The 18,263-nt window shown below is 66.2% G+C and carries 20 protein-coding genes; 9 read left to right on the forward strand and 11 right to left on the reverse strand.

Annotated elements, in window-relative coordinates:
* Positions 1-15: 15 nt before the first annotated feature.
* Positions 16-972, forward strand: coding sequence for a nuclear transport factor 2 family protein (locus ACTJI5_RS13590; protein WP_440860690.1), 957 nt, complete (start codon positions 16-18; stop codon positions 970-972).
* On the opposite strand, the gene ACTJI5_RS13595 is transcribed toward ACTJI5_RS13590, so the two are convergent.
* Positions 969-1,400, reverse strand: a complete 432-nt coding sequence (locus ACTJI5_RS13595) for a hypothetical protein (protein WP_440860691.1) — start codon at positions 1,398-1,400, stop codon at positions 969-971. The genes ACTJI5_RS13590 and ACTJI5_RS13595 overlap by 4 nt on opposite strands.
* Positions 1,401-1,462: 62 nt before the next feature.
* Positions 1,463-2,614 (reverse strand): flavodoxin-dependent (E)-4-hydroxy-3-methylbut-2-enyl-diphosphate synthase, encoded by a 1,152-nt coding sequence (gene ispG, locus ACTJI5_RS13600; protein WP_248457267.1) that lies wholly within the window; start codon positions 2,612-2,614, stop codon positions 1,463-1,465.
* A gap of 263 nt (positions 2,615-2,877) precedes the next feature.
* Between ispG and ACTJI5_RS13605 the strand changes: the two genes are divergently transcribed.
* A complete protein-coding gene (locus ACTJI5_RS13605; protein ID WP_440860692.1) occupies positions 2,878-3,630 on the forward strand; it encodes a TorF family putative porin in 753 nt (250 codons plus the stop codon).
* A gap of 84 nt (positions 3,631-3,714) precedes the next feature.
* Here the strand turns inward: ACTJI5_RS13605 and ACTJI5_RS13610 are convergent, their stop codons facing one another.
* From ACTJI5_RS13610 to ACTJI5_RS13625, 4 genes are all read right to left on the reverse strand, one after another.
* Complete coding sequence (locus ACTJI5_RS13610; protein ID WP_440860693.1) at positions 3,715-4,863, reverse strand: alpha-hydroxy acid oxidase; 1,149 nt, start codon at positions 4,861-4,863, stop codon at positions 3,715-3,717.
* A 112-nt stretch (positions 4,864-4,975) separates the two neighbouring features.
* The gene (locus ACTJI5_RS13615) at positions 4,976-6,247 is read right to left on the reverse strand and encodes an FAD-dependent oxidoreductase (RefSeq protein ID WP_439511007.1); all 1,272 of its coding nucleotides are present in this window, start codon (positions 6,245-6,247) and stop codon (positions 4,976-4,978) included.
* A complete protein-coding gene (locus ACTJI5_RS13620) occupies positions 6,237-7,901 on the reverse strand; it encodes an amidohydrolase (RefSeq protein WP_440860694.1) in 1,665 nt (554 codons plus the stop codon). The genes ACTJI5_RS13615 and ACTJI5_RS13620 overlap by 11 nt, the downstream gene beginning before the upstream one ends.
* Complete coding sequence (locus tag ACTJI5_RS13625; RefSeq protein WP_156419634.1) at positions 7,898-8,776, reverse strand: NAD(P)-dependent oxidoreductase; 879 nt, start codon at positions 8,774-8,776, stop codon at positions 7,898-7,900. The genes ACTJI5_RS13620 and ACTJI5_RS13625 overlap by 4 nt, the downstream gene beginning before the upstream one ends.
* Before the next feature lie 59 nt (positions 8,777-8,835).
* Here ACTJI5_RS13625 and ACTJI5_RS13630 point away from each other — a divergent pair, with 59 nt between their 5' ends.
* The 4 genes from ACTJI5_RS13630 (at position 8,836) to ACTJI5_RS13645 (ending at position 11,620) form a co-directional block, all read left to right on the forward strand.
* Positions 8,836-10,086: a threonine ammonia-lyase gene (locus tag ACTJI5_RS13630; RefSeq protein WP_440860695.1), complete on the forward strand. Its 1,251-nt coding sequence runs from the start codon at positions 8,836-8,838 to the stop codon at positions 10,084-10,086.
* A 150-nt stretch (positions 10,087-10,236) separates the two neighbouring features.
* Complete coding sequence (locus tag ACTJI5_RS13635; protein WP_439511010.1) at positions 10,237-10,638, forward strand: acyl-CoA thioesterase; 402 nt, start codon at positions 10,237-10,239, stop codon at positions 10,636-10,638.
* A complete protein-coding gene (locus tag ACTJI5_RS13640) occupies positions 10,635-11,132 on the forward strand; it encodes a GNAT family N-acetyltransferase (RefSeq protein WP_440860696.1) in 498 nt (165 codons plus the stop codon). The genes ACTJI5_RS13635 and ACTJI5_RS13640 overlap by 4 nt, the downstream gene beginning before the upstream one ends.
* Positions 11,129-11,620: an N-acetyltransferase family protein gene (locus ACTJI5_RS13645; RefSeq protein WP_440860697.1), complete on the forward strand. Its 492-nt coding sequence runs from the start codon at positions 11,129-11,131 to the stop codon at positions 11,618-11,620. The genes ACTJI5_RS13640 and ACTJI5_RS13645 overlap by 4 nt, the downstream gene beginning before the upstream one ends.
* Here the strand turns inward: ACTJI5_RS13645 and ACTJI5_RS13650 are convergent, their stop codons facing one another.
* Together ACTJI5_RS13650 and ACTJI5_RS13655 are read right to left on the reverse strand one after the other, a co-directional pair.
* Positions 11,621-12,100 (reverse strand): MarR family winged helix-turn-helix transcriptional regulator, encoded by a 480-nt coding sequence (locus ACTJI5_RS13650; RefSeq protein WP_440860698.1) that lies wholly within the window; start codon positions 12,098-12,100, stop codon positions 11,621-11,623.
* Positions 12,084-13,403 carry a S41 family peptidase gene (locus tag ACTJI5_RS13655; protein ID WP_440860699.1) on the reverse strand — a complete coding sequence of 440 codons (1,320 nt, stop codon included), beginning with the start codon at positions 13,401-13,403 and terminating at the stop codon, positions 12,084-12,086. The genes ACTJI5_RS13650 and ACTJI5_RS13655 overlap by 17 nt, the downstream gene beginning before the upstream one ends.
* Positions 13,404-13,566: 163 nt before the next feature.
* On the opposite strand from ACTJI5_RS13655, the gene ACTJI5_RS13660 reads away from it, so the two are divergent.
* Together ACTJI5_RS13660 and ACTJI5_RS13665 are read left to right on the forward strand one after the other, a co-directional pair.
* Positions 13,567-14,001 (forward strand): VOC family protein, encoded by a 435-nt coding sequence (locus ACTJI5_RS13660; protein ID WP_440860700.1) that lies wholly within the window; start codon positions 13,567-13,569, stop codon positions 13,999-14,001.
* A gap of 279 nt (positions 14,002-14,280) precedes the next feature.
* Positions 14,281-15,444, forward strand: coding sequence for a helix-turn-helix transcriptional regulator (locus ACTJI5_RS13665; RefSeq protein WP_439511016.1), 1,164 nt, complete (start codon positions 14,281-14,283; stop codon positions 15,442-15,444).
* Position 15,445: 1 nt separating this feature from the next.
* Here the strand turns inward: ACTJI5_RS13665 and ACTJI5_RS13670 are convergent, their stop codons facing one another.
* Both ACTJI5_RS13670 and ACTJI5_RS13675 read right to left on the reverse strand, forming a co-directional pair.
* On the reverse strand, positions 15,446-16,141 hold the full coding sequence (locus ACTJI5_RS13670; protein ID WP_440860701.1) for a class I SAM-dependent methyltransferase: 696 nt from the start codon (positions 16,139-16,141) through the stop codon (positions 15,446-15,448).
* Positions 16,134-16,592, reverse strand: coding sequence for an RrF2 family transcriptional regulator (locus tag ACTJI5_RS13675; RefSeq protein ID WP_440860702.1), 459 nt, complete (start codon positions 16,590-16,592; stop codon positions 16,134-16,136). The genes ACTJI5_RS13670 and ACTJI5_RS13675 overlap by 8 nt, the downstream gene beginning before the upstream one ends.
* Before the next feature lie 245 nt (positions 16,593-16,837).
* On the opposite strand from ACTJI5_RS13675, the gene ACTJI5_RS13680 reads away from it, so the two are divergent.
* Positions 16,838-17,356, forward strand: coding sequence for a GNAT family N-acetyltransferase (locus ACTJI5_RS13680; protein WP_440860703.1), 519 nt, complete (start codon positions 16,838-16,840; stop codon positions 17,354-17,356).
* A gap of 134 nt (positions 17,357-17,490) precedes the next feature.
* On the opposite strand, the gene ACTJI5_RS13685 is transcribed toward ACTJI5_RS13680, so the two are convergent.
* Positions 17,491-18,249: an esterase/lipase family protein gene (locus ACTJI5_RS13685; protein ID WP_440860704.1), complete on the reverse strand. Its 759-nt coding sequence runs from the start codon at positions 18,247-18,249 to the stop codon at positions 17,491-17,493.
* Between the last annotated feature and the right edge of the window lie 14 nt (positions 18,250-18,263).

Genomic DNA, 18,263 nt, shown 5'->3' on the forward strand with positions numbered 1-18,263 from the left:
CGACGGGAGATGCCGATGCCGATGGTGAGCGCGCGATTGCTGGTGCTGGCGTTGCTGGTGGGGGGCGCGGGCGTTTCCGCCATTGCGCATTCGGCGCCGGTCGCTCTGCCCGCCCAGATCATCCGCGACGGTCAGCGCGATTTCGATTTCGAAATCGGGACGTGGGCAACCGAGGTGCGTGTGTTGCGCAATCCGCTTTCGGGCAAGCCGCCGGTCTGGGCCGAGTATCGCGGCACGAGCCTCGTCCGAAGCCTGATGGAAGGCCGCGCGAACAGCGTCGAGCTGTCGGTTGCTGGGCCCGCGGGGAAGATCGAGGGCATCTCGCTGCGGCTTTACGATCCTGGTGCCCGCCGGTGGAGCCTCAACTTCGCCAGCCTGCGCGACGGGGCGTTGACCCCGCCGGTGGTCGGCGGTTTCGGCCCCGACGGGCGAGGGGTCTTTTATGGCGTGGACAAGCTGGGCGAGCGCCCGATCCGCGTGCGGTTCGTCATCACGCAGGTCTCGGCCGACGAAGCACGCTTCGAGCAGGCTTTTTCCGCCGACGACGGCGCGACATGGGAAGTGAACTGGATCGCGGTCGACCGGCGCGCGAAATCGGCGGCCGCCTTGCCCGTCGATCTCGCGCAGGCGGTGGAAGCCCACAATCGCGCGACGGTGGCCAAGGACATTGCTGCGCTAAGCGACTTGGTGACCGACGATTATCTGCTCGTGAATTCCGACGCGACGACGCAGGACAAGCGCTCCTACCTCGCCGATTTCGAAATGCCCGATTTCCGGATCGAACCGTTCACGATCGAGCAACCGACCTATCGCGTCGATGACGACGCGGCAGTGACGGGCGGGCTAATGACGCTGCGCTGGACGCAGCGCGGACGGCCGGAGAGCCGCCGCCTGCGCATCGGCCATGTCTGGGTCAGGCAGGGCGACCGCTGGCGCATCGCCTACACCCAGCTGACGCGCCTTCCGGATTAGCGCAGGTCGGCGCGCGCGTTCCGGCGCGAAAAGACGATCGCGAGCGCGATGATGACAAGCGCGGGCTGGCCGATCACCGCGGGCGCATCGGCCCAGAAGGTCGCGGGACCGCAGATGCCGGCGGCAACTTCATAAATGTGGAGCAGGCCGTGGAAGGTCAGCCACAGCCCGCCGACAAGGGCGGCGCGCCAGCGGAGCGAGGGGTTGATGGTCGCATAGAGCAGGATCAGCCCCGACCCCAGATAGGCGAGCCCGATGTCGCGGATGAAATGCGCGTTGGGCGGGCCGGTGGTGACGACAGTCGGCACGAAGACATACCAGTCGAGCGGCTTGACCAGCATGAAGATGCCGTTGGCGATCGTCGTGACCGCGGCGATGAGCAGCAGGAGCTGGGCAAGCCGGTCGAGGGCGTCGAACTTAGCGGTCATGTCTCGCCTCCTCGATCAGAATGGCGCGAGGCTAGTCCCTGCTGACACGAATGTAAAAAGCTTTACGCCGCCTTGCCGTGCAGCGTGTCCATGCTCACCGAACTGCCCGCGTCGATCTCGGCCGCCTTCGCTTCGACGAGCTTGACGATGTGGCTGATCATGTCGGCGTCCTCGACATGATGGTCGGTGACGCCCGACAGAAAGACCATATGCTTGCCATTGCCGCCGCCGGTGATGCCGATGTCGGTTTCGCGCGCCTCTCCCGGGCCGTTGACGACGCAGCCGAGGACCGAGAGCGACATCGGGGTCTTGATGTGGCTGAGCGCGTCTTCGAGCGCCTGGACGGTGCGGATGACGTCGAAGCCCTGCCGCGCGCAGCTGGGGCAGGAGACGACGCGGACGCCGCGGGTGCGCAGGCCCAGCGATTTGAGGATTTCGTAGCCGACGCGCACTTCCTCTTCGGGCTCGGCCGAGAGGCTGACGCGGATCGTGTCGCCGATGCCCGCCCACAGGAGGTTGCCGATGCCGAGCGCCGATTTGACCGTGCCGCCGATCAGCCCGCCGGCTTCGGTGATGCCGAGATGCAGCGGGCAGTCGACCGCGTCGGCGAGCTGCGCATAGGCGGCGACCGCGAGGAAGACGTCGCTCGCCTTCACCGCGACCTTATAGTCGTGGAAGTCGTGATCCTGGAGCAGCTTGATATGGTCGAGCGCGCTTTCGACGAGCGCCTCGGGGCATGGCTCGCCATATTTCTCGAGCAGGTCTTTCTCGAGGCTGCCCGCGTTGACCCCGATGCGGATCGCGCAGCCGTTCGCCTTCGCGGCGCGGACGACTTCGCCGACACGCTCGGATGAGCCGATATTGCCGGGGTTGATGCGCAGGCACGCGGCGCCGGCGTCGGCGGCTTCGAGCGCGCGCTTATAGTGGAAATGGATGTCGGCGATGATCGGGATGCGTGACGCGCGGACAATTTTGCCGAGCGCCGCGGTCGACTCGACGTCGGGGCACGAGACGCGGATCAGGTCGGCGCCGGCTTCCTCGCAGCGGCGGATCTGGTCGATCGTTGCCACCGGATCGCTGGTCAGCGTGTTCGTCATCGTCTGCACGCTGATCGGCGCGCCGCCGCCGACGGGGACATTGCCGACCATGATCTGGCGGCATTCGCGCCGCGCAATGTCGCGCCAGGGGCGCAGGCCGGGGTTGTGATCGCTCATGGTGCGGGCTCGACAAAAAAGGGAGATATGCGCCGCTCTTTAGCCGCCCGGGGGCCGCTTGGCAAAGCCCGGCGTGTGCGAGGCGGATTGTTGCTCGAAAGACACAGTTTGACACAGATTAGCAACTGTTGAGCAATTTTTGTTTGTGCGTCGCAGCAAAATCGGCAATTTCATACGCGTTCGACGTTACAGGCCCGTACGAAGAGGCGTGAACACGCAACGGCAGGCTGGGACGATCCGTTTTTTATTTAGGGGGATCACCCATGAAGTTTTTTACCAAAGCGTGTTTCGGCATGCTGCTCGCCGCATCGGCCCTGTCGACGCCCGCCTTCGCCCAGGAAGAAGAAGCGGCCAGCGGCCCGTTCACGCTTTCGGGTGGCATCGCGGTCACCTCGGACTATCGCTTCCGCGGCATTTCGCTGTCGAACGAAAAGGTCGCCGTGCAGCCGACGCTGACCCTCAGCCATGAAAGCGGCCTCTACGCCGGCGTCTGGGGCTCCTCGCTCCCCGACAGCGATGCCTATGGCAAGTTCGAACTCGACCTCTACGCGGGCTTCAACACCGAAATCGCCTCGGGCACGACGGCCGACATCGGCGTGACCTACTACACCTATCCGGGCAGCCATGACGGCGGCGCGCCGACCGACTATTTCGAAGGCATCGGCAAGCTGTCGCACGACATCGGTCCCGTCTCGGTCACCGGTATGGTGGCCTATGCGCCGAAGCAGAATTCGCTCGGCGACGAGGACAATATCTACCTGAACCTCGGTGCCGGATTTGGCATTCCCAACTCGCCGGTCACGCTGACCGCGGGCGTCGGCTATAACGACGGATCGCTCGGCCTTGTGTCGCCCGACGGCAAATATATCGACTGGTCGGTCGGCGCGTCCTTCGTCGCCGGGCCGGCGACCTTCTCGGTCCAATATATCGACACCGACGTCAAAAAGTCGGGCATCAAGGCGCTCGATACGCTTTACGATCCAACCGTGGTCTTTACGCTGGGCGCATCTTTCTGATCGCCTAGCGGGTCAGCGACCACGCGCTAAGGGGACGGCTTCGGGGGAGGCCGTCCCCTTTTTCGTGCGCGAAAGACGGCGGTGTTACCGCCAGCGAAGATTTTGGGGGCCGAGATCCGACAGGGTCTTGGCCCCCATCAATTTCATGCCGCGCTCCATTTCGGCGCGCAGCAGCGCGATCGCGCGCGCGACGCCATCCTCGCCCGCCGCGGCGAGCGCGTAGAGATAGAGGCGGCCGCCCGAGCAGGCCTTTGCGCCGACCGACAAGGCTTTCAGCACATGCGTGCCGCGCGTGATGCCGCCGTCGCAGATGACCTCGACCCGGTCGCCGACCGCGTCGACGATGTCGGCGAGCGCATCGAAGGGGGAGATGCTGCCGTCGAGCTGGCGCCCGCCGTGGTTGGAGACCATGATCGCGGTGGCGCCGATGTCGGCGGCGCGTTTCGCATCCTCGACCGCGACGATGCCCTTCAGGCAGAAGGGGCCGTCCCATTTCTTTCGGATCGCCTCGGCGCGCTTCCAGTCGAGGCTCTGGTCGAGCATCGAGGTGAAATATTCGGCGACCGATTTGGGGACGCTCGACCCTTCGGAGACGTGCGTCGCAAGGTTCGGCAGGCTGAATTTTTCGCGGAGGACATAGTTGAGACCCCAGCCGGGCTTGGCGGCGTAGCTCAGCATATTCGATGCGGTGAAACGCGGGGGCGAGGTGAAACCCGAGCGCAGGCAACGTTCGCGATTGCCGCCGACGATCGTGTCGACGGTGAGCGCGACGGCGTCGAACTTCGCCTCGCGCGCGGCGTCGAGCATCGCCTGGTTGAGCCCCTCGTCGTGGTGGACGTAGAGCTGGAACAGTTTGGGGCCGTTCGTCAGCGCGCCGGCTTCGGCGAGGCTGATCGTCGCGAGGCTCGATATGCCCGCGACGGTGCCCGCGTTCGCGGCGGCGCGGAGGACGGCGCGCTCGCCCTGCCAGTGGAACAGGCGCTGGAGCGCGGTCGGCGACAGGAAGAGCGGCATCGCCATCTCGCGCCCGAACAGCGTCGTCCGCATGTCGACGCTTTCGACCCCGGCGAGGACGCGCGGGATCAGGTCGCAGCTGTCGAAGGCTTCGCGGTTGCGGCGACGCGTGACTTCGTCGTCGGCGGCGCCGTCGATATAGTCGAACACCGGCCAGGGCAGGCGGCGCTTCGCGAGCGCGCGGAAGTCGTCGATATTGTGACAGTCGGTGAGTTTCATGTTCTGGATTTCCGTTCGCATCGAGCGAAGTCGAGATGCCGTGAAGGCATGCGCCGCCGATGGGTGTCTCGACTTCGCTCGACACGAACGGGTTTTGAAATCCAGCTTGTCATCAGAACACCGTGCGCGCCGCCACCGTCCCCTTCGACGCAAAGCTGAAGCGCGGTTCGACCGCGAGATTCTTGTCGAGGATATGCGCTGCGACGCGTTTCCCCACCGCGGGGCCATTCTTGAACCCGTGGCCCGAGCCGCCGCCGACGAGCCAGACGCGTTCCTGCCCCGGGAAACGGTCGATCAGATAATCGCCGTTCGAGCTATTCTCATATTGGCAGACGCGACCGCCGATCAGCGGTGCATTGGCGAGTCCGGGAAAGCGGCGCTGCATGTATGCGCGCGCCTCGGCGATCCCTGCCGGGGAGAGCTGGCGTTCCATCGTGTCGGGGTCGATCGCCGGACCATGGACGTCGATCGCGATCTTGAATCCCGCGCCTTCGAGGTCGGGGATGCCATAGACGATGCGGCCATTGTTGAAATCGGCCCACACCGGAAGCTCGGGCGGGGCGAAGCGGCTGTCGCCCTGCGGCGCGCCGAAATGATAGACCTCCTGCCGCGTCGCGACGATCTTGTTCATCAATTGCTGCGGGAAGAGTTCGGCGAGCCACGGGCCCGCGGCATAGACGAGATGGTCGGCGGTGCCGCCGTCGGGGAGCCTGTGCTTCTTGATGCGCTTCGAAAAGAGCGGTGCGGGCATCACGACGCGCTCGACCTCGATCTGGGCGTCGGCGATGACTTCCTGCACGCCGCGCGCGGCGATCAGCGCGCCCGTCTCGGTCTCAAGAATGCCGGTCTCGCCCTGATAAAATTGGATCTGGCGGTACTTTTCCTGCAGCCAGCGGACGTCGCCATGCTCGTGGCCGACGCGGTTCGCCTGCAGCCAGGCGAGCGACTGCGCGGTGTAGGCGTCGCCCTGCGGTGCGAACCACAGCACGCCGGTGTTGTGGAAGATCGGCGCGCTCGCGGTGTCGGAGAGGTCTTTCCAATATTTGAGCGAGTCGCGCGCCATCTCCGAATAGATGGTGTCGGCGCCGTATCCCATGCGGATGACGCGGCTTTCGCCTCCCGACGAAGCGCGTGCGTGGCCCGCACCATAGGCGTCGAACAGCCGCACCGTCTTGCCCGCGCGCAGCAGATGCCACGCGGCCCACGCGCCGAACACGCCCGCGCCGATGATCGCGACATCGACATGCTGGACCTTGGGCTTCGCGGGTTTGCGTTTCTTGGGCTTGCGTTCCTTGCGCTCGGCGGCCGCGGCGGCCGCCGCGGCGACAGGCAGCGCCGCGAGGCCGGTGAGCAGCGCCCGCCGGGTCGGCACGTCAGCGGCCAACGGTCGCGCCCTCCTTCTTCTTGTAATATCGATAGCCGCCGATCCATGTTTCGAGTGGGGTCATTTTACGAATTTCGTCGGGGCTCGCGAGCATCGGGTCGGCCTCGACGATCAGAAAGTCTGCGCGCATCCCGGGCATCAGCGTGCCGATGCGGTCCTCGGCAAAACCGGCGAAGGCCGCGGTGCGCGTGAAGCCGTCGAGCGCGGTTTCGCGCGTGACGATCTCCTCGGGGCGCCAGCCGCCGAACGGCTCACCCTTGGCATCGGTGCGCGAAATCGCGGCGGCGATGCCGGGGAAGGGGTTCGCGCTTTCGACCGGGACGTCGGAGCCGAAAGCGAGTCGGACGCCCGCATTTTCGAGGCTACGCCATGCATAGGCGCCCTTGAGCCGGTCGGGGCCAAGGCGGGCTTCGGCCATGACGCGGTCGCTCGTCTGGTGAACGGGCTGCATCGAGGCGATGACCTTGAGCGTGGCGAAGCGCGGAATGTCGACGGGGTCGATGATCTGCGCATGCTCGATGCGCCAGCGGCGCTCGCCGGGCAGGTCGGCGGTGAGGTCGGTGATCGCGTCCAAAGCCTCGGCGTTGGCGGCGTCGCCGATCGCGTGGATCGCGACCTGGAACTTGTCCATCGACGCGCGCACCATCTTGTTGCGGAGCTGCGCGGGGGTGAGCAAAGCCAACCCCTTCTGTCCCGGCGCATCGCTGTACGGCGCCTTCAGCCATGCGCCGCGCGAACCCAATGCGCCGTCGAGCAAGAGCTTCACCCCGACCATGCGCAGGCGGTCGTCGTAGAGCCAGGGCGTCGGTTCGGACCCCGCGATGATCGCCATATTGTCGATGTCGGCGCCGTAGCTGAGGATGCGCACCGAAAGCTGTTTTTTGTCGCCGGCGCGGCGATACGCCTGCCAGTCGGCGATGCTGGTGCCCATGTCGGCGATCGTCGTGATGCCCTGTTCGAGCAATTTCTGTTGCGCGAGGTACAGCGCGCGGTCGAGATCGCGCGCGAGCGGTTTGGGCTTGGCGCTGTCGATCAGGCTCATCGCGGCGTCGACGAACACCCCGCTCGGCTTGCCGGCTTCCATCTCGATGCGTCCGCCCTCGGGCGCCTTGCTCGCGGGCGTGATCCTGGCGGCGGTCATTGCCGCCGTGTTGGCCCAGCCCGCGTGGCCGTCGACGCGTTCGAGCCAGACGGGGCGGTTCGGCACCGCGGCGTCGAGATCGGCGGCGGTCGGAAAGCGGCCGAGGCCCCATTTTTCCTGATTCCACCCCGAGCCGATGATCCAGGGCATTTCGGGATTGTCGGCGGCATATTTGCGGATCGCCGCCTGCGCTTCGGCGAGGCTGCTGGTGTTCGACAGGTCGAGCAGCATGAGCTGGAAGCCCAGACCCATGACATGGCCGTGCGCGTCGATCAGGCCGGGGATCAGCGTGCGGCCCTTGCCATCCTCCTTGAAATCGGGGCGTTCGGGGCGCTTGTCCTTGCGGTCGAGCAGCTGCTTCACCTTGCCTTGTGTATCGATGACGAGGCCGGTGAAGCGGACGAGCTTGCCGTCCTTGTCGAGCGTGATGCCGTTGACATTGTCGACCAGCGTATCGGCGTGCGCGGGGGCGGCGAGGGACAGCCCGAGGGCGGTCAGGATCAGGCGCTTCACTTGGGGAGCCTCGTCACGAGCGAGCTGGTGTCCTTTCGCCCGCCGCCGGCCTTTTGCACATCGGCGTAGAATTGATCGACGAGGCTGGCGACCGGCAAGGTCGCGCCGTTGACGCGCGCTTCGTCGAGCGCGAGGCCCAAATCCTTGCGCATCCAGTCGACCGCGAAGCCGAAATCGAACTCGTCCTTCGCCATCGTGCCCCAGCGGTTGAGCATCTGCCAGCTCGCCGCGGCGCCGCCGGAGACCGCCTCGAACACCTTGTCGGTGTCGAGTTTCGACGCCTGCGCGAACCGCAGCGCTTCGGAGAGTCCCTGAACGACCCCGGCGATGGCGATCTGGTTGACCATCTTGGTCGTCTGCCCCGCGCCGGGGCCACCGATATGCACCATGCGCGCGGCATAGGCCTGCATCACCGGCTCGGCGGCGTCGAACGCCGCCTTGGTGCCGCCGCACATGATCGAGAGCGTGCCGTTCTGCGCCCCGGCTTCGCCGCCGGAGACGGGGGCATCGACGCAGAGGAGGCCAAGCCCCTCGGCCTCGACCGACAATTGCCGCGCGATGCGCGCGGAGACGGTGGTATGGTCAACGAACAGCGCGCCCTTGCGCATCGCCCTGAACGCGCCGTCGCGGCCGAGCGTCACTTGCGCGAGATCGTCGTCGTTGCCGACGCAGGTGAGGACGACATCCGCATCCCTTGCCGCTTCGGCCGGGGTCGATGCCGCCGCGCCGCCATATTGCGCGACCCAGGCGTCCGCCTTGGCGCGCGTGCGGTTGTAAACGGTGAGGTGGTGGCCCGCCTTGACGAGGTGGCCTGCCATCGGTCCGCCCATGACGCCGGTGCCGATGAAGCTGATGCGCAATTTTTGTTCGCTCATGGCCAAGTCCATAAGCATAGTTTGCGCGGCGCGCCAGATAGGCTAGTGCGCTTGCCGTTATGACAGATCAACTCACCCTGACCTCCGCCGCCGATTTACCGGCGATCACATTGGACGATGTGCGCGCGGCGGCAGAGCGAATTAACGGCGCGGTCGTGCGCACCCCGACGCTCCATTCGCAGACGCTGTCCGAAATGGTCGGCGCCGAGGTGTGGCTGAAGTTCGAAAATCTGCAGTTCACGGCGGCGTACAAGGAACGCGGCGCATTGAACGCGCTGTTGTTGATGGCGCCCGAAGCGCGCGAACGCGGTGTGATCGCCGCGTCGGCGGGCAATCATGCGCAGGGGCTCGCCTATCATGGCAAGCGCCTCGGCGTCCCCGTCACCATCGTGATGCCGAGCACGACGCCCCAAGTGAAAGTCTCGCAGACCGCGAGCCACGGCGCGACGATCGTGCTGTTCGGCGAGAAGTTCGACGATGCGTATGCGCATGCGCGCGAGCTGGAAGTCGAGCGCGGGCTGACCTTCGTCCATCCCTTCGACCATCCGCACGTCGCGGCGGGGCAGGGCACGGTGGCGCTCGAAATGCTCGAGGATGTGCCCGAGCTCGACACGCTGATCGTGCCGATCGGCGGCGGCGGGCTGCTCGCGGGCATGGGCACCGCGGCGCGCGGGATCAAGAATGACATGCACCTCGTCGGCGTGCAGGCCGAGCTTTATCCGTCGATGTACGCCGAACTGAACGGCGTCGACATGGCGTGCGAGGGCGACACGCTCGCCGAGGGTATCGCGGTCAAGGAGCCGGGTTCGTACACGCGCAAGCTCGTCGCCGAACTCAACGACGACATCGTGCTGGTGGCGGAGCGCCATCTGGAGCGCGCGGTCAGCCTGCTGCTCCAGATCGAGAAGACGGTGGTCGAGGGTGCGGGCGCCGCGGGGCTCGCGGCGCTGCTCGCGCATCCGGAAGAGTTCGCCGGGCGCAAGGTCGGGCTGGTGCTCACCGGGGGCAATATCGATACGCGCCTGCTCGCGAATGTGCTGCTGCGCGACCTCGCGCGCTCGGGCCGTATCGCGCGCCTGCGCATCCGCTTACAGGATCGTCCCGGCGCGCTGTTCAAGGTGATGAAGCTGTTCGACGAGAAGCAGGTCAACATCATCGAAATCTATCACCAGCGCATCTTTACGACGCTGCCCGCGAAGGGGCTGATCACCGACATCGAGTGCGAAGCGCGCGACCGCGAGCATCTCGACAGCCTCGTCGCGGCGCTCCGCGATGCGGGTTATATGGTGACCACCGTCGAACTCGCATAGACTATGTCGAGATTCAGCCCGTGGCGGGCTGCGAACGGCCGTCTCCTGCGCTTCCGGTGCTCACGTACAAAAATACGCTGCGCTCCGGCTCTCGGAGCCAGCCATTCTCGCTCCACCACGAACTGAATCTCGACATAGTCTGGGCGGCCGATGAAGGAATATAGTCTCGAACTCACTGCGACGCCCGAGAGCATCGACGAGCTTGGCCACGTCAACAATGCGGTGTGGGTCCAGTGGATCCAGCAGGTCGCGACGGGGCATTGGGACGCAGCGGCCCCGCAGAGTCACAAGAACGCCTATATCTGGGTCGTCGTGCGGCACGAGATCGATTATCTGCGCGCGCTGGGGCCGGGCGAGACGGTGACCGCGCGGACGTGGGTCGCCGACAAGCCGCAGGGCGCGAAGTTCGACCGCTTCATGGAATTCACCGGCGCCGATGGCAAAGTCCATGTCCGAGCGCGGACGGTGTGGGCGCTGCTCGACAAGGCGAGCGGGCGGCCGCTGCGGGTAACCGCTGAAGTCGTCGCGCCCTTCATCGGCGATGCGGCATGAACGGGGCGGGACGGTGGCGGCAGATGGGCGCCGCAGACCTGCCGATGGTCGTCCGCATTTCCGACGTGGTGCACGGCGATTTTACCGAGCCGCTGGAAACCTTCGCCGATCGCCTCGCGCATTATCCCGTCGGCTGTGCGATCCTTGAACGCGATGGCGAGGCTTTGGGCTATCTGATCAGCCATCCTTGGCCGCGGGAGGCCGATCCGCCGAAGCTTGGGGTGCAACTCGGCGCGATTCCGGTGTCAGACAGCTATTATCTCCACGACATTGCGCTGCTGCCCGCGGCGCGCGGAACCGGCGCCGGGGCGACGGCGACCGCTTTCGTCGTCCATCAGGCCGAAGTCGAAGGCTGCCGCGATATCCGGCTGGTCGCGATCCAGGGCGCCGACAGCTATTGGCACGCGCAAGGGTTCGCCTATGTCGGGACCGCCATAGAAGGCCCCTATGGACCGGGGTCGCACCTGATGCAGCGCGCGGTCGAAGCGGCATGACGGCGCTGCTTATCCGTCCTGTCAGACCCGACGACGCCGCCGCGATCTGGGCGATCATCGAGCCGGTGATCCGCGCGGGCGAGACGCTGACGCTTGATCGCGGGATGAGCGAAGCGGCGGCGCTCGCTTACTGGTTCGACACCGACAAGGAGGCGTTCGTCGCCGAAGAGGGCGGCGTCATCCTCGGCACCTATTATCTGCGCGCCAACCAGACGGGCGGCGGCGCGCATGTCGCCAACGCGGGCTATGTGACCGGTGCGGCGGCAACCGGGCGCGGGGTCGCGCGGGCGATGGGCCTGCATTCGATCGCGCATGCGAAGGCGCTCGGCTTTCGCGCGATGCAGTTCAATTTTGTGGTGAGTGCGAATGTGCGCGCGGTCGGGCTGTGGCAGTCGCTGGGGTTCGAAGTCGTCGGCCGCCTGCCGGGCGCTTTCGATCATCCGGTCGAGGGTTTCGTCGATGCGCTGGTGATGTTCCGGACGCTCTGACTAATCCCGGATGCGTTCGCGCAGTGGCTTGTCGGCCAAGGCCTTGAGCGCCTTCAGTATCGCGCCGTGAACGTCGCCGACCTCTTCGAAGAGCGCGCGATAGACCTCGCTTATCCGCCGGCTGTAGGCGTCGATGCGGGCGAGCTGGTCGTGACCCGCATCGGTCAGCCGGAAAATCTTGCGCCGCGCGTCGGCGGGATCGGCGTGCTGGGTGATCAGGCCGAGGCGGAGCAGCGCGGGGCATTTCTGGATGACCAGCTGGTGCGACTGGCCGAGTGCGCGTGCGAGGTCGGCGGCCGAGGCTTCGCCAGCTTCGACGAGCGCGGTGAGCAGCGAGCAGGACCGCACGGGGACGGTGATCCCAGCTTCGTCGAACAAGGGACGCGTCTGTTCCTCGATCCGCTGGCTCAGCGCTTCGCTGAGGCGGCCGAGGAACGAGATGTCGTCGAGATCGGTCGAGATGTCAGTCGAGGCGGGCATAGGTCTGGGTTGTTCCATCGCGGTCGATGCGTTCAAGCGCGGTGACCTTGCCGCCTTTGCGCACGATGCGAAAGCGGAAGTCGCGCACGCCTTCGATCGCGAGCAGGTCGCCGGCGAGCGGATCGAGCGTCAGGCGAAAGCGTTCGCGCCAGGTGTAGAGCAATTTGCCCCCGACGAGGTCGATGCGCCGTCCTTCATAGCGGCCGGCGATGGCCTTGAGCGCGGTCGTGGTCGGCTGCGGGCGCGCGGCGAGCTCGGGGGCTAGCCAGTCGGCGTCGGCCTGCTTCGCCGGATCGGCCTTGGCCAGTTCAGCGAGCGCGAGGCGGTGCGCGACGGCGAGGGCGTCGGCCGACGGGACCAGATGGTCGGGCGTGACGCCCTGTCCCTCGAAATCGCTGCGGTCGATGGGGTCGCGGATCTGGCCGATCGGCACCTGCACGAAAAAGTCGGTGCCGACGGGCTTGCGGTCGACGGGATGCGCGCCGCCCGCGGTGCGTTCGCCGACCAGCGTTGCGCGGCCGAGTTTCTTGAGCGTGTAGGCGAACCATTCGGCGGCGGAGAAGCTGGTCGAGCCGGTAAGGACATAGACGGGTTTGCCGGTCAGCCGTTTCGCGGGCAGCGCGGGGAGCACCCATTGGCCGCGTTCGACGCGGCGGCCGTCGAGATTATAATAATAGTCGAAGAGTTCCTGATCCTTGTCGCCGCGGAAGAGTTGGCTCGCGAGCAATTGCGCCATCTCCAGATAACCGCCATTATTGTAGCGCAGGTCGTAGATCACCGCGTCGCCATTCTCGATAAAGCGCATCGCCGCCGCGGCCGCGTCATAGCCGGGTTCGGGGTCGGCGAAATGCGTCAGGTCGACATAGGCGATATTGCCGTCGAGATAGCGAAGCCCGGCAAAGCCGAAATTTTTCCGCACCTCTTCGCGCCGTTCCGTTTCGCGCAGCGCAGCGGCGCGGGCAGGATCCTGCCGTGCGGCATAGTCGGCGACCCATTCGGGATCGACCCCGACCGAGAAATGCAGGTCGTTGCTCGCGGCGACCAGATCGTCGGTGAGCTCGCTGGCGAGCGTGCGCCGGTCGGTCGCGGCGTCATAATCACCGGCGTCGAGGTGGCGGCGGAGCGTCGCGGCGATGGTCTTCGCCTTGTCGGGAAAGACATAGTTCGCCTCAAGCGTCTGGCCGAGCTGCTCGACGACCGCGCGCTTGTCGGCGGCCGTGAGCGGCGCGTTTTGCGCTGCGGCGGCGCTTCCCATCCATGCGGTGGTGGTGATCAGAATTGCAGCCCAATGCCGAATATTCATGCGTTTTCCCGTCCATTATGCGATTCGTACAATATATTGCGCAATATGTTGTAATTGTCATCGGCGCAAGCCCCGGCGCTCGATTGAGACAGCGGAAACCACCGGAACCATCATGGTGCGAAGATGTTTTGCGTGTGCGGCGCGGGCAGAAGAGGAGTCATCCATGGAAACGCAATTGCTGCACCGCGGGCGGTTGATCGATCATATCCAGCTTGTCGTCGCCGACCTGAAGGCGAGCCGCGCCTTTTACGGCGCGATCTTCGATGTCCTCGGCGTGCCGATTGGCGGAGAGGCCGAGGATTATTTCTGGGCCGATGAGCTGTTCGTATCGACGAAAGACAGTCACGCGGCGCTCGGCAAGCTGACCGGCCGGCATCATCTGGCGTTTCAGGCGGCGGACCGCGCTGCGGTCGATGCCTTTTACAAGGCGGGCCTCGCGGCGGGCGGGCGCGACAATGGCGCACCGGGCGAGCGGCCCTATCATCCGGGCTATTATGCGGCTTTCCTGCTCGACCCCGACGGCAACAATATCGAGGCGGTCTATCATGGTGCGCATGAGCGTAGCGCGCCGTCGGTGGAGATCCGCTTCGAAGGTTGATGTCCGCTTGGGGTAGAGCCGCCTCGGCCATCGCGCCCGTTCCGCCAGTCTTCGGCGCATAAAAATGAAGTCCGCCGGCAAGCCGACGGACTTCAAGAGAGCAAGATGGCCTTGGTTCCACCTTCCTCGGGTCGCACCCGTTCAATGGCCGATTCGGTGGATTGTTTCACTACCCACGTGAGTAGGAGACATAATATTTTCGTTTTATCGCATTGCGCTTGCCTTCGCGTCTCCGCTCCTCTCAAATGAGATCGCTGCGGGTCTTCTGGGGGGAAGTGCATGCAGAGCGACCAGCTATCGACCTTTCCGTCCGACCATAATGCGCCGGCCGAATGGGAGGTGCTCAACGCGCTGATCGGCAAAATCTATGATTCGGTGCTGCATCCCGAAAGCTGGAACGAAACCCTCGCGCGCATCACCGGCACGCTCTGTCCGCTGAGCTGGGAAGCCGCCTTCATCCTCTGGGAAAGCAGCAATCCGCCGAGCGCGCGCTTCGTCGCCGCGACGGGCCTCGCCGCCGGCATCCAGGAAATCTACACCGCGGTCTATGCCGGCAGCCATCCGTGGTCGCGCAAGTTCCAGCGCTATGGCAACGGCAGCGTCATCGATAGCTATGACATCATGACGCGCGAGGAATTCTATGAGAGCGAGTTCTTCCGCAATTTCCTGAAACCCTATGGCATCGACCGGCTTGTCGGGGTGTTGCTTGACCGGCGCGACGGCGACCGGCTCGGGTTGATGATCCCCGGCCCCGGCGACCGCGACGTCGAGCGGTTGAAGCGCGGCCTCCGCGTCCTCGCGCCGCATATCCAGCGCGCGATGCGGATCAGCGACCGCATCGCCTCGCTCGACCTTGCGGCGGGCGCCGCGCGCGCCGCTGCCGACGCCGCGCCCTTCGCGATTTTCAGCCTCGACGACCAGCTCAATATCCTTGCCGCGAACAGCCGCGCCGCGCGCTATGAAAAGGCGGGCTTCATCCGCATCGCGCAGGACCGCTTCGCCTTCACCCATCCCGCCAGCCAGAAACACTTGCTCGACCTCGTCAAAAGCTCCGACCCCGCCGGCCTCGCGTTCCAGACGGTCGGTGATGCGGGCGCCGAATGCCCCGTGCTCGTCGCGCGCGTCACGCGCCAGTCGGCGCAGCAACTCGGCGGCGTGCGCCTCGGCGCGTCGCTGATCGTCACCCTCGGCAGCGCGCCGGGCGAAACCCCCGTGGTCGAAATCGACCGCGTCGCGCAATGGTTCGGACTCACACCTGCCGAAGCCCGCCTCGCCGTCGCGCTCGCCGCGGGCGACACGCTGAAGGACTATGCGGCGCTGCGGGCGGTCAGCGTGAACGCGGTCCGCTTCCTTCTGAAAGGGATCTTCCGCAAGACCGGCGTGACCACGCAGGCCCAGCTCGTCGCGCTGCTCGCGCGGTTGCCTGGGCCGGGAGCGAATTAGGTCAGGCGTAGCCGACCCAGCCGCGCCAGGTGAAGGCGGCGTAAAATTGCTCGACATCGTGGAAACCCGCAGCGCGCAGGGCGTCCTCGTCGGCTTCGGGGCTCAGCATCGCGACGTGGGTGGCAACGGCTTCGCGCCCCTTGGCGACCTGTTCGGGATCGCCGCCCGATGCGATGGCAAAGGCGGCGTAGCGGTCGAGCCAGCGGTCGCGTTCGTGTGCGCCTTGCGGGAAGCTGCCGTGCGCCGCGACGAACGGGGCGCCGGGTTTCAGGCGGCGCTGGATTTCGGCGGCGGTGCGGGTGCGCTCTTCGAGCGCGAGGAAATGGAGGGTGAGGAGGCACGTCGCGCCGTCGAACGGGCCGGCGGGGGCGTCGTCGATATGGCCTTCGATCAGCTCGGCGCGGTGGGCGTTCGGGCCGAGCACCTCGGCCGCGAGGTCGAGCATCGGGCCCGCGGGGTCGACGCCGGTAAAGCGCCAGCCCGGATGCGCCTCGGCCATCGCCTTCATTTCGCTGCCGCCGCCCGCGCCGAGCACGAGGATATGCGCGTCGTCGGAGACGCGTTCGGCAAGCAACAGCCCGGTCATGCGGTGGAGCCCGTCGAGCCCGGGGACAAAGCGCCGCGGCCCTTCGGTATAGCGCGCGACCGCGGCGGGGTCCTTGAAGCTGTCGAGAAAATGCTGGGCGCCTTCAGCCATGGATATGCTCCTGTGTTTGGGGGGATCGCGCGGCCATGCGCGCGTGGAAATCGGCGGCCAGCGCCGCGAGCGTTACTTCGCCGAAGCGCGCGAGCAGCAGCGCCTCGGCATCGCGAAAGCCGGTGTCGAGCGCGGCGTTGACCGCCTGCTCGACGAGGCAGCCGGGCGCTTCGGTGCGGTTGCCCATCGCCATCAGGCTGGGCTGGCCGATCGCGTCATAGACGTCGCGCATCGTGATTTGACTAAGGTCCTTCGCGATGGTCCAGCCGCCGCCGTGGCCCTTTTCGCTGTGGACGAAACCCGCATCGCGCAGCCCGCCGAGGATGCGGCGGATCACGACCGGGTGCGTCTGCATCGCCTTCGCGAGCTGGTCCGAGGTCATCGGGGTGCGCTGGTCGGCCATATGGAGGAGGACGTGGAGCACGCCCGAGAGTCGGCTGTCGCGTTTCATGTAACTTTAAATAGTGCGTGAAACGCGACCGTCAAGCGGGGCTTGATCGGGAAACGCGGCGCTGTTAGGTCCGCTCGCGATGACCAACGACCAATCTCTCCGATTCAAGGCGTATTGGCGCTCCTTTACATAGGAGCGGCATGGCATCACCTGTGACCATCGCCGCCGTGTTCGGACAAGGCGAATGGTCATCATCACACCACCAACCCCCGGTCACGGCGTGCGCTTTTTGAAGAAGACGCGACATGACCGATACCTTGCTTGCCCTGTCGACCGACCATTGCCGCATCACGCCGCTTTACGCCGATGATGCGCGCGCCTTGTCCGCGATCACCGACGAGACGGTGACGTCGCAGGTCCATTTCCTGCCCGCACCCTTCACCGAGGCCGACGCGCGCGCGCTGATCGCCAAATCAGGAAGCGGCGATGTGTTTCATGCGGTGCGCGAGGAAAGCGGCCTCGATTTGAGCGGCGTGATCGGCGTCCACCGTCGGATGGGGCAGGAATATGAGATCGGTTACTGGTTCGCGGCGCGGGCGCGCGGGAAGGGGATCGCGACCGAGGCGGTGCGCGCGGTCGTCGGGGCGCTCGCGACGTCGCGGCCGGGCTGTTCGATCGTCGCCGAATGCCATCCCGACAACGAGCGCTCGCGCGCGTTGCTGCGCCGGATCGGTTTCGTCTCCACGGGGCGCGCGGGAAAGCGGCCGGGGCGGATGTTGATGGCGTGGCGCGCGGCGCCCGCCTATCGCATCGACGTCTGCTGACGAACTTAATCCTCCCTGTCGCGAAGCGATGGGGAGGGGGACCGCTCGCGTAGCGAGGGGTGGAGGGGCCGCGTCACAGCCCCTCCGTCAGCGCTTCGCGCTGCCACCTCCCCATGGCTTCGCCACAGGGAGGATCAATCGGGGTCTGAAACCTCTTCGGCCAGCGCCTTGACGATCGCCGCCACCGAGGTGGGCGCATAGGCGAAGCCCATATGGCCGCAATCGACCTCGACCTGCCGGTCGCTTTCGTGCGGCTGGCCGCGTGCGCTGCTGACCGCGACGACGCCGTCATGCTTCGACCAGAGCGCGAAGGTCGGCATTTCGGGACGCGGCGCGGGGTGGAAGTCGATCGGCGGATTGTCGACCGGGTGGCGCGCGACGAGGTGATAGAGGCGCCACGCGCGGTTGGCGCGGCGGCTGCCCGAAAAGGGCGAGCCCAATGTGACGACGCGAGCGACCTTGTCCGGGTGATGCTTGGCATATTCGCGCGCATAGATGCCGCCAAGGCTCCACCCGACGAGCGCGGGGGCATAGCCGGTGCGGTCGATGATCCATTGCACGCGGGTGTCGATGCGATCGATGATGTCGGGGGTCGCGCCGCGGTTGAAGCCGAGACCCCAGGCGTAACAGCGAAAGCCGGAGCGGCGGAGGTCGGCGCGCAGCCCCTTGGTTGCCCAGTCGCCCGACAGGAAGCCCGGGAGGACCATCACCGGCGGATGCTCGCTGTCGGGATTGGGTTCGGGCGGCAGCGGCCGGATGCGGCCGCCGATGGCGCGCGCCAGCGACCCGATCTCGCGCCACAGCAACGCCAGCGGCGGCAGTGCGTCGGGATCGGGAATGCGCGCGGGCCATTCGGCGCGCCGGGTGAGGAAGCCGCGGATCATGGGAAGCATATAGTCATGGTTGT

This window comes from Sphingopyxis sp. 22461, from assembly GCF_052044915.1.
Classification (GTDB): Bacteria; Pseudomonadota; Alphaproteobacteria; order Sphingomonadales; family Sphingomonadaceae; genus Sphingopyxis.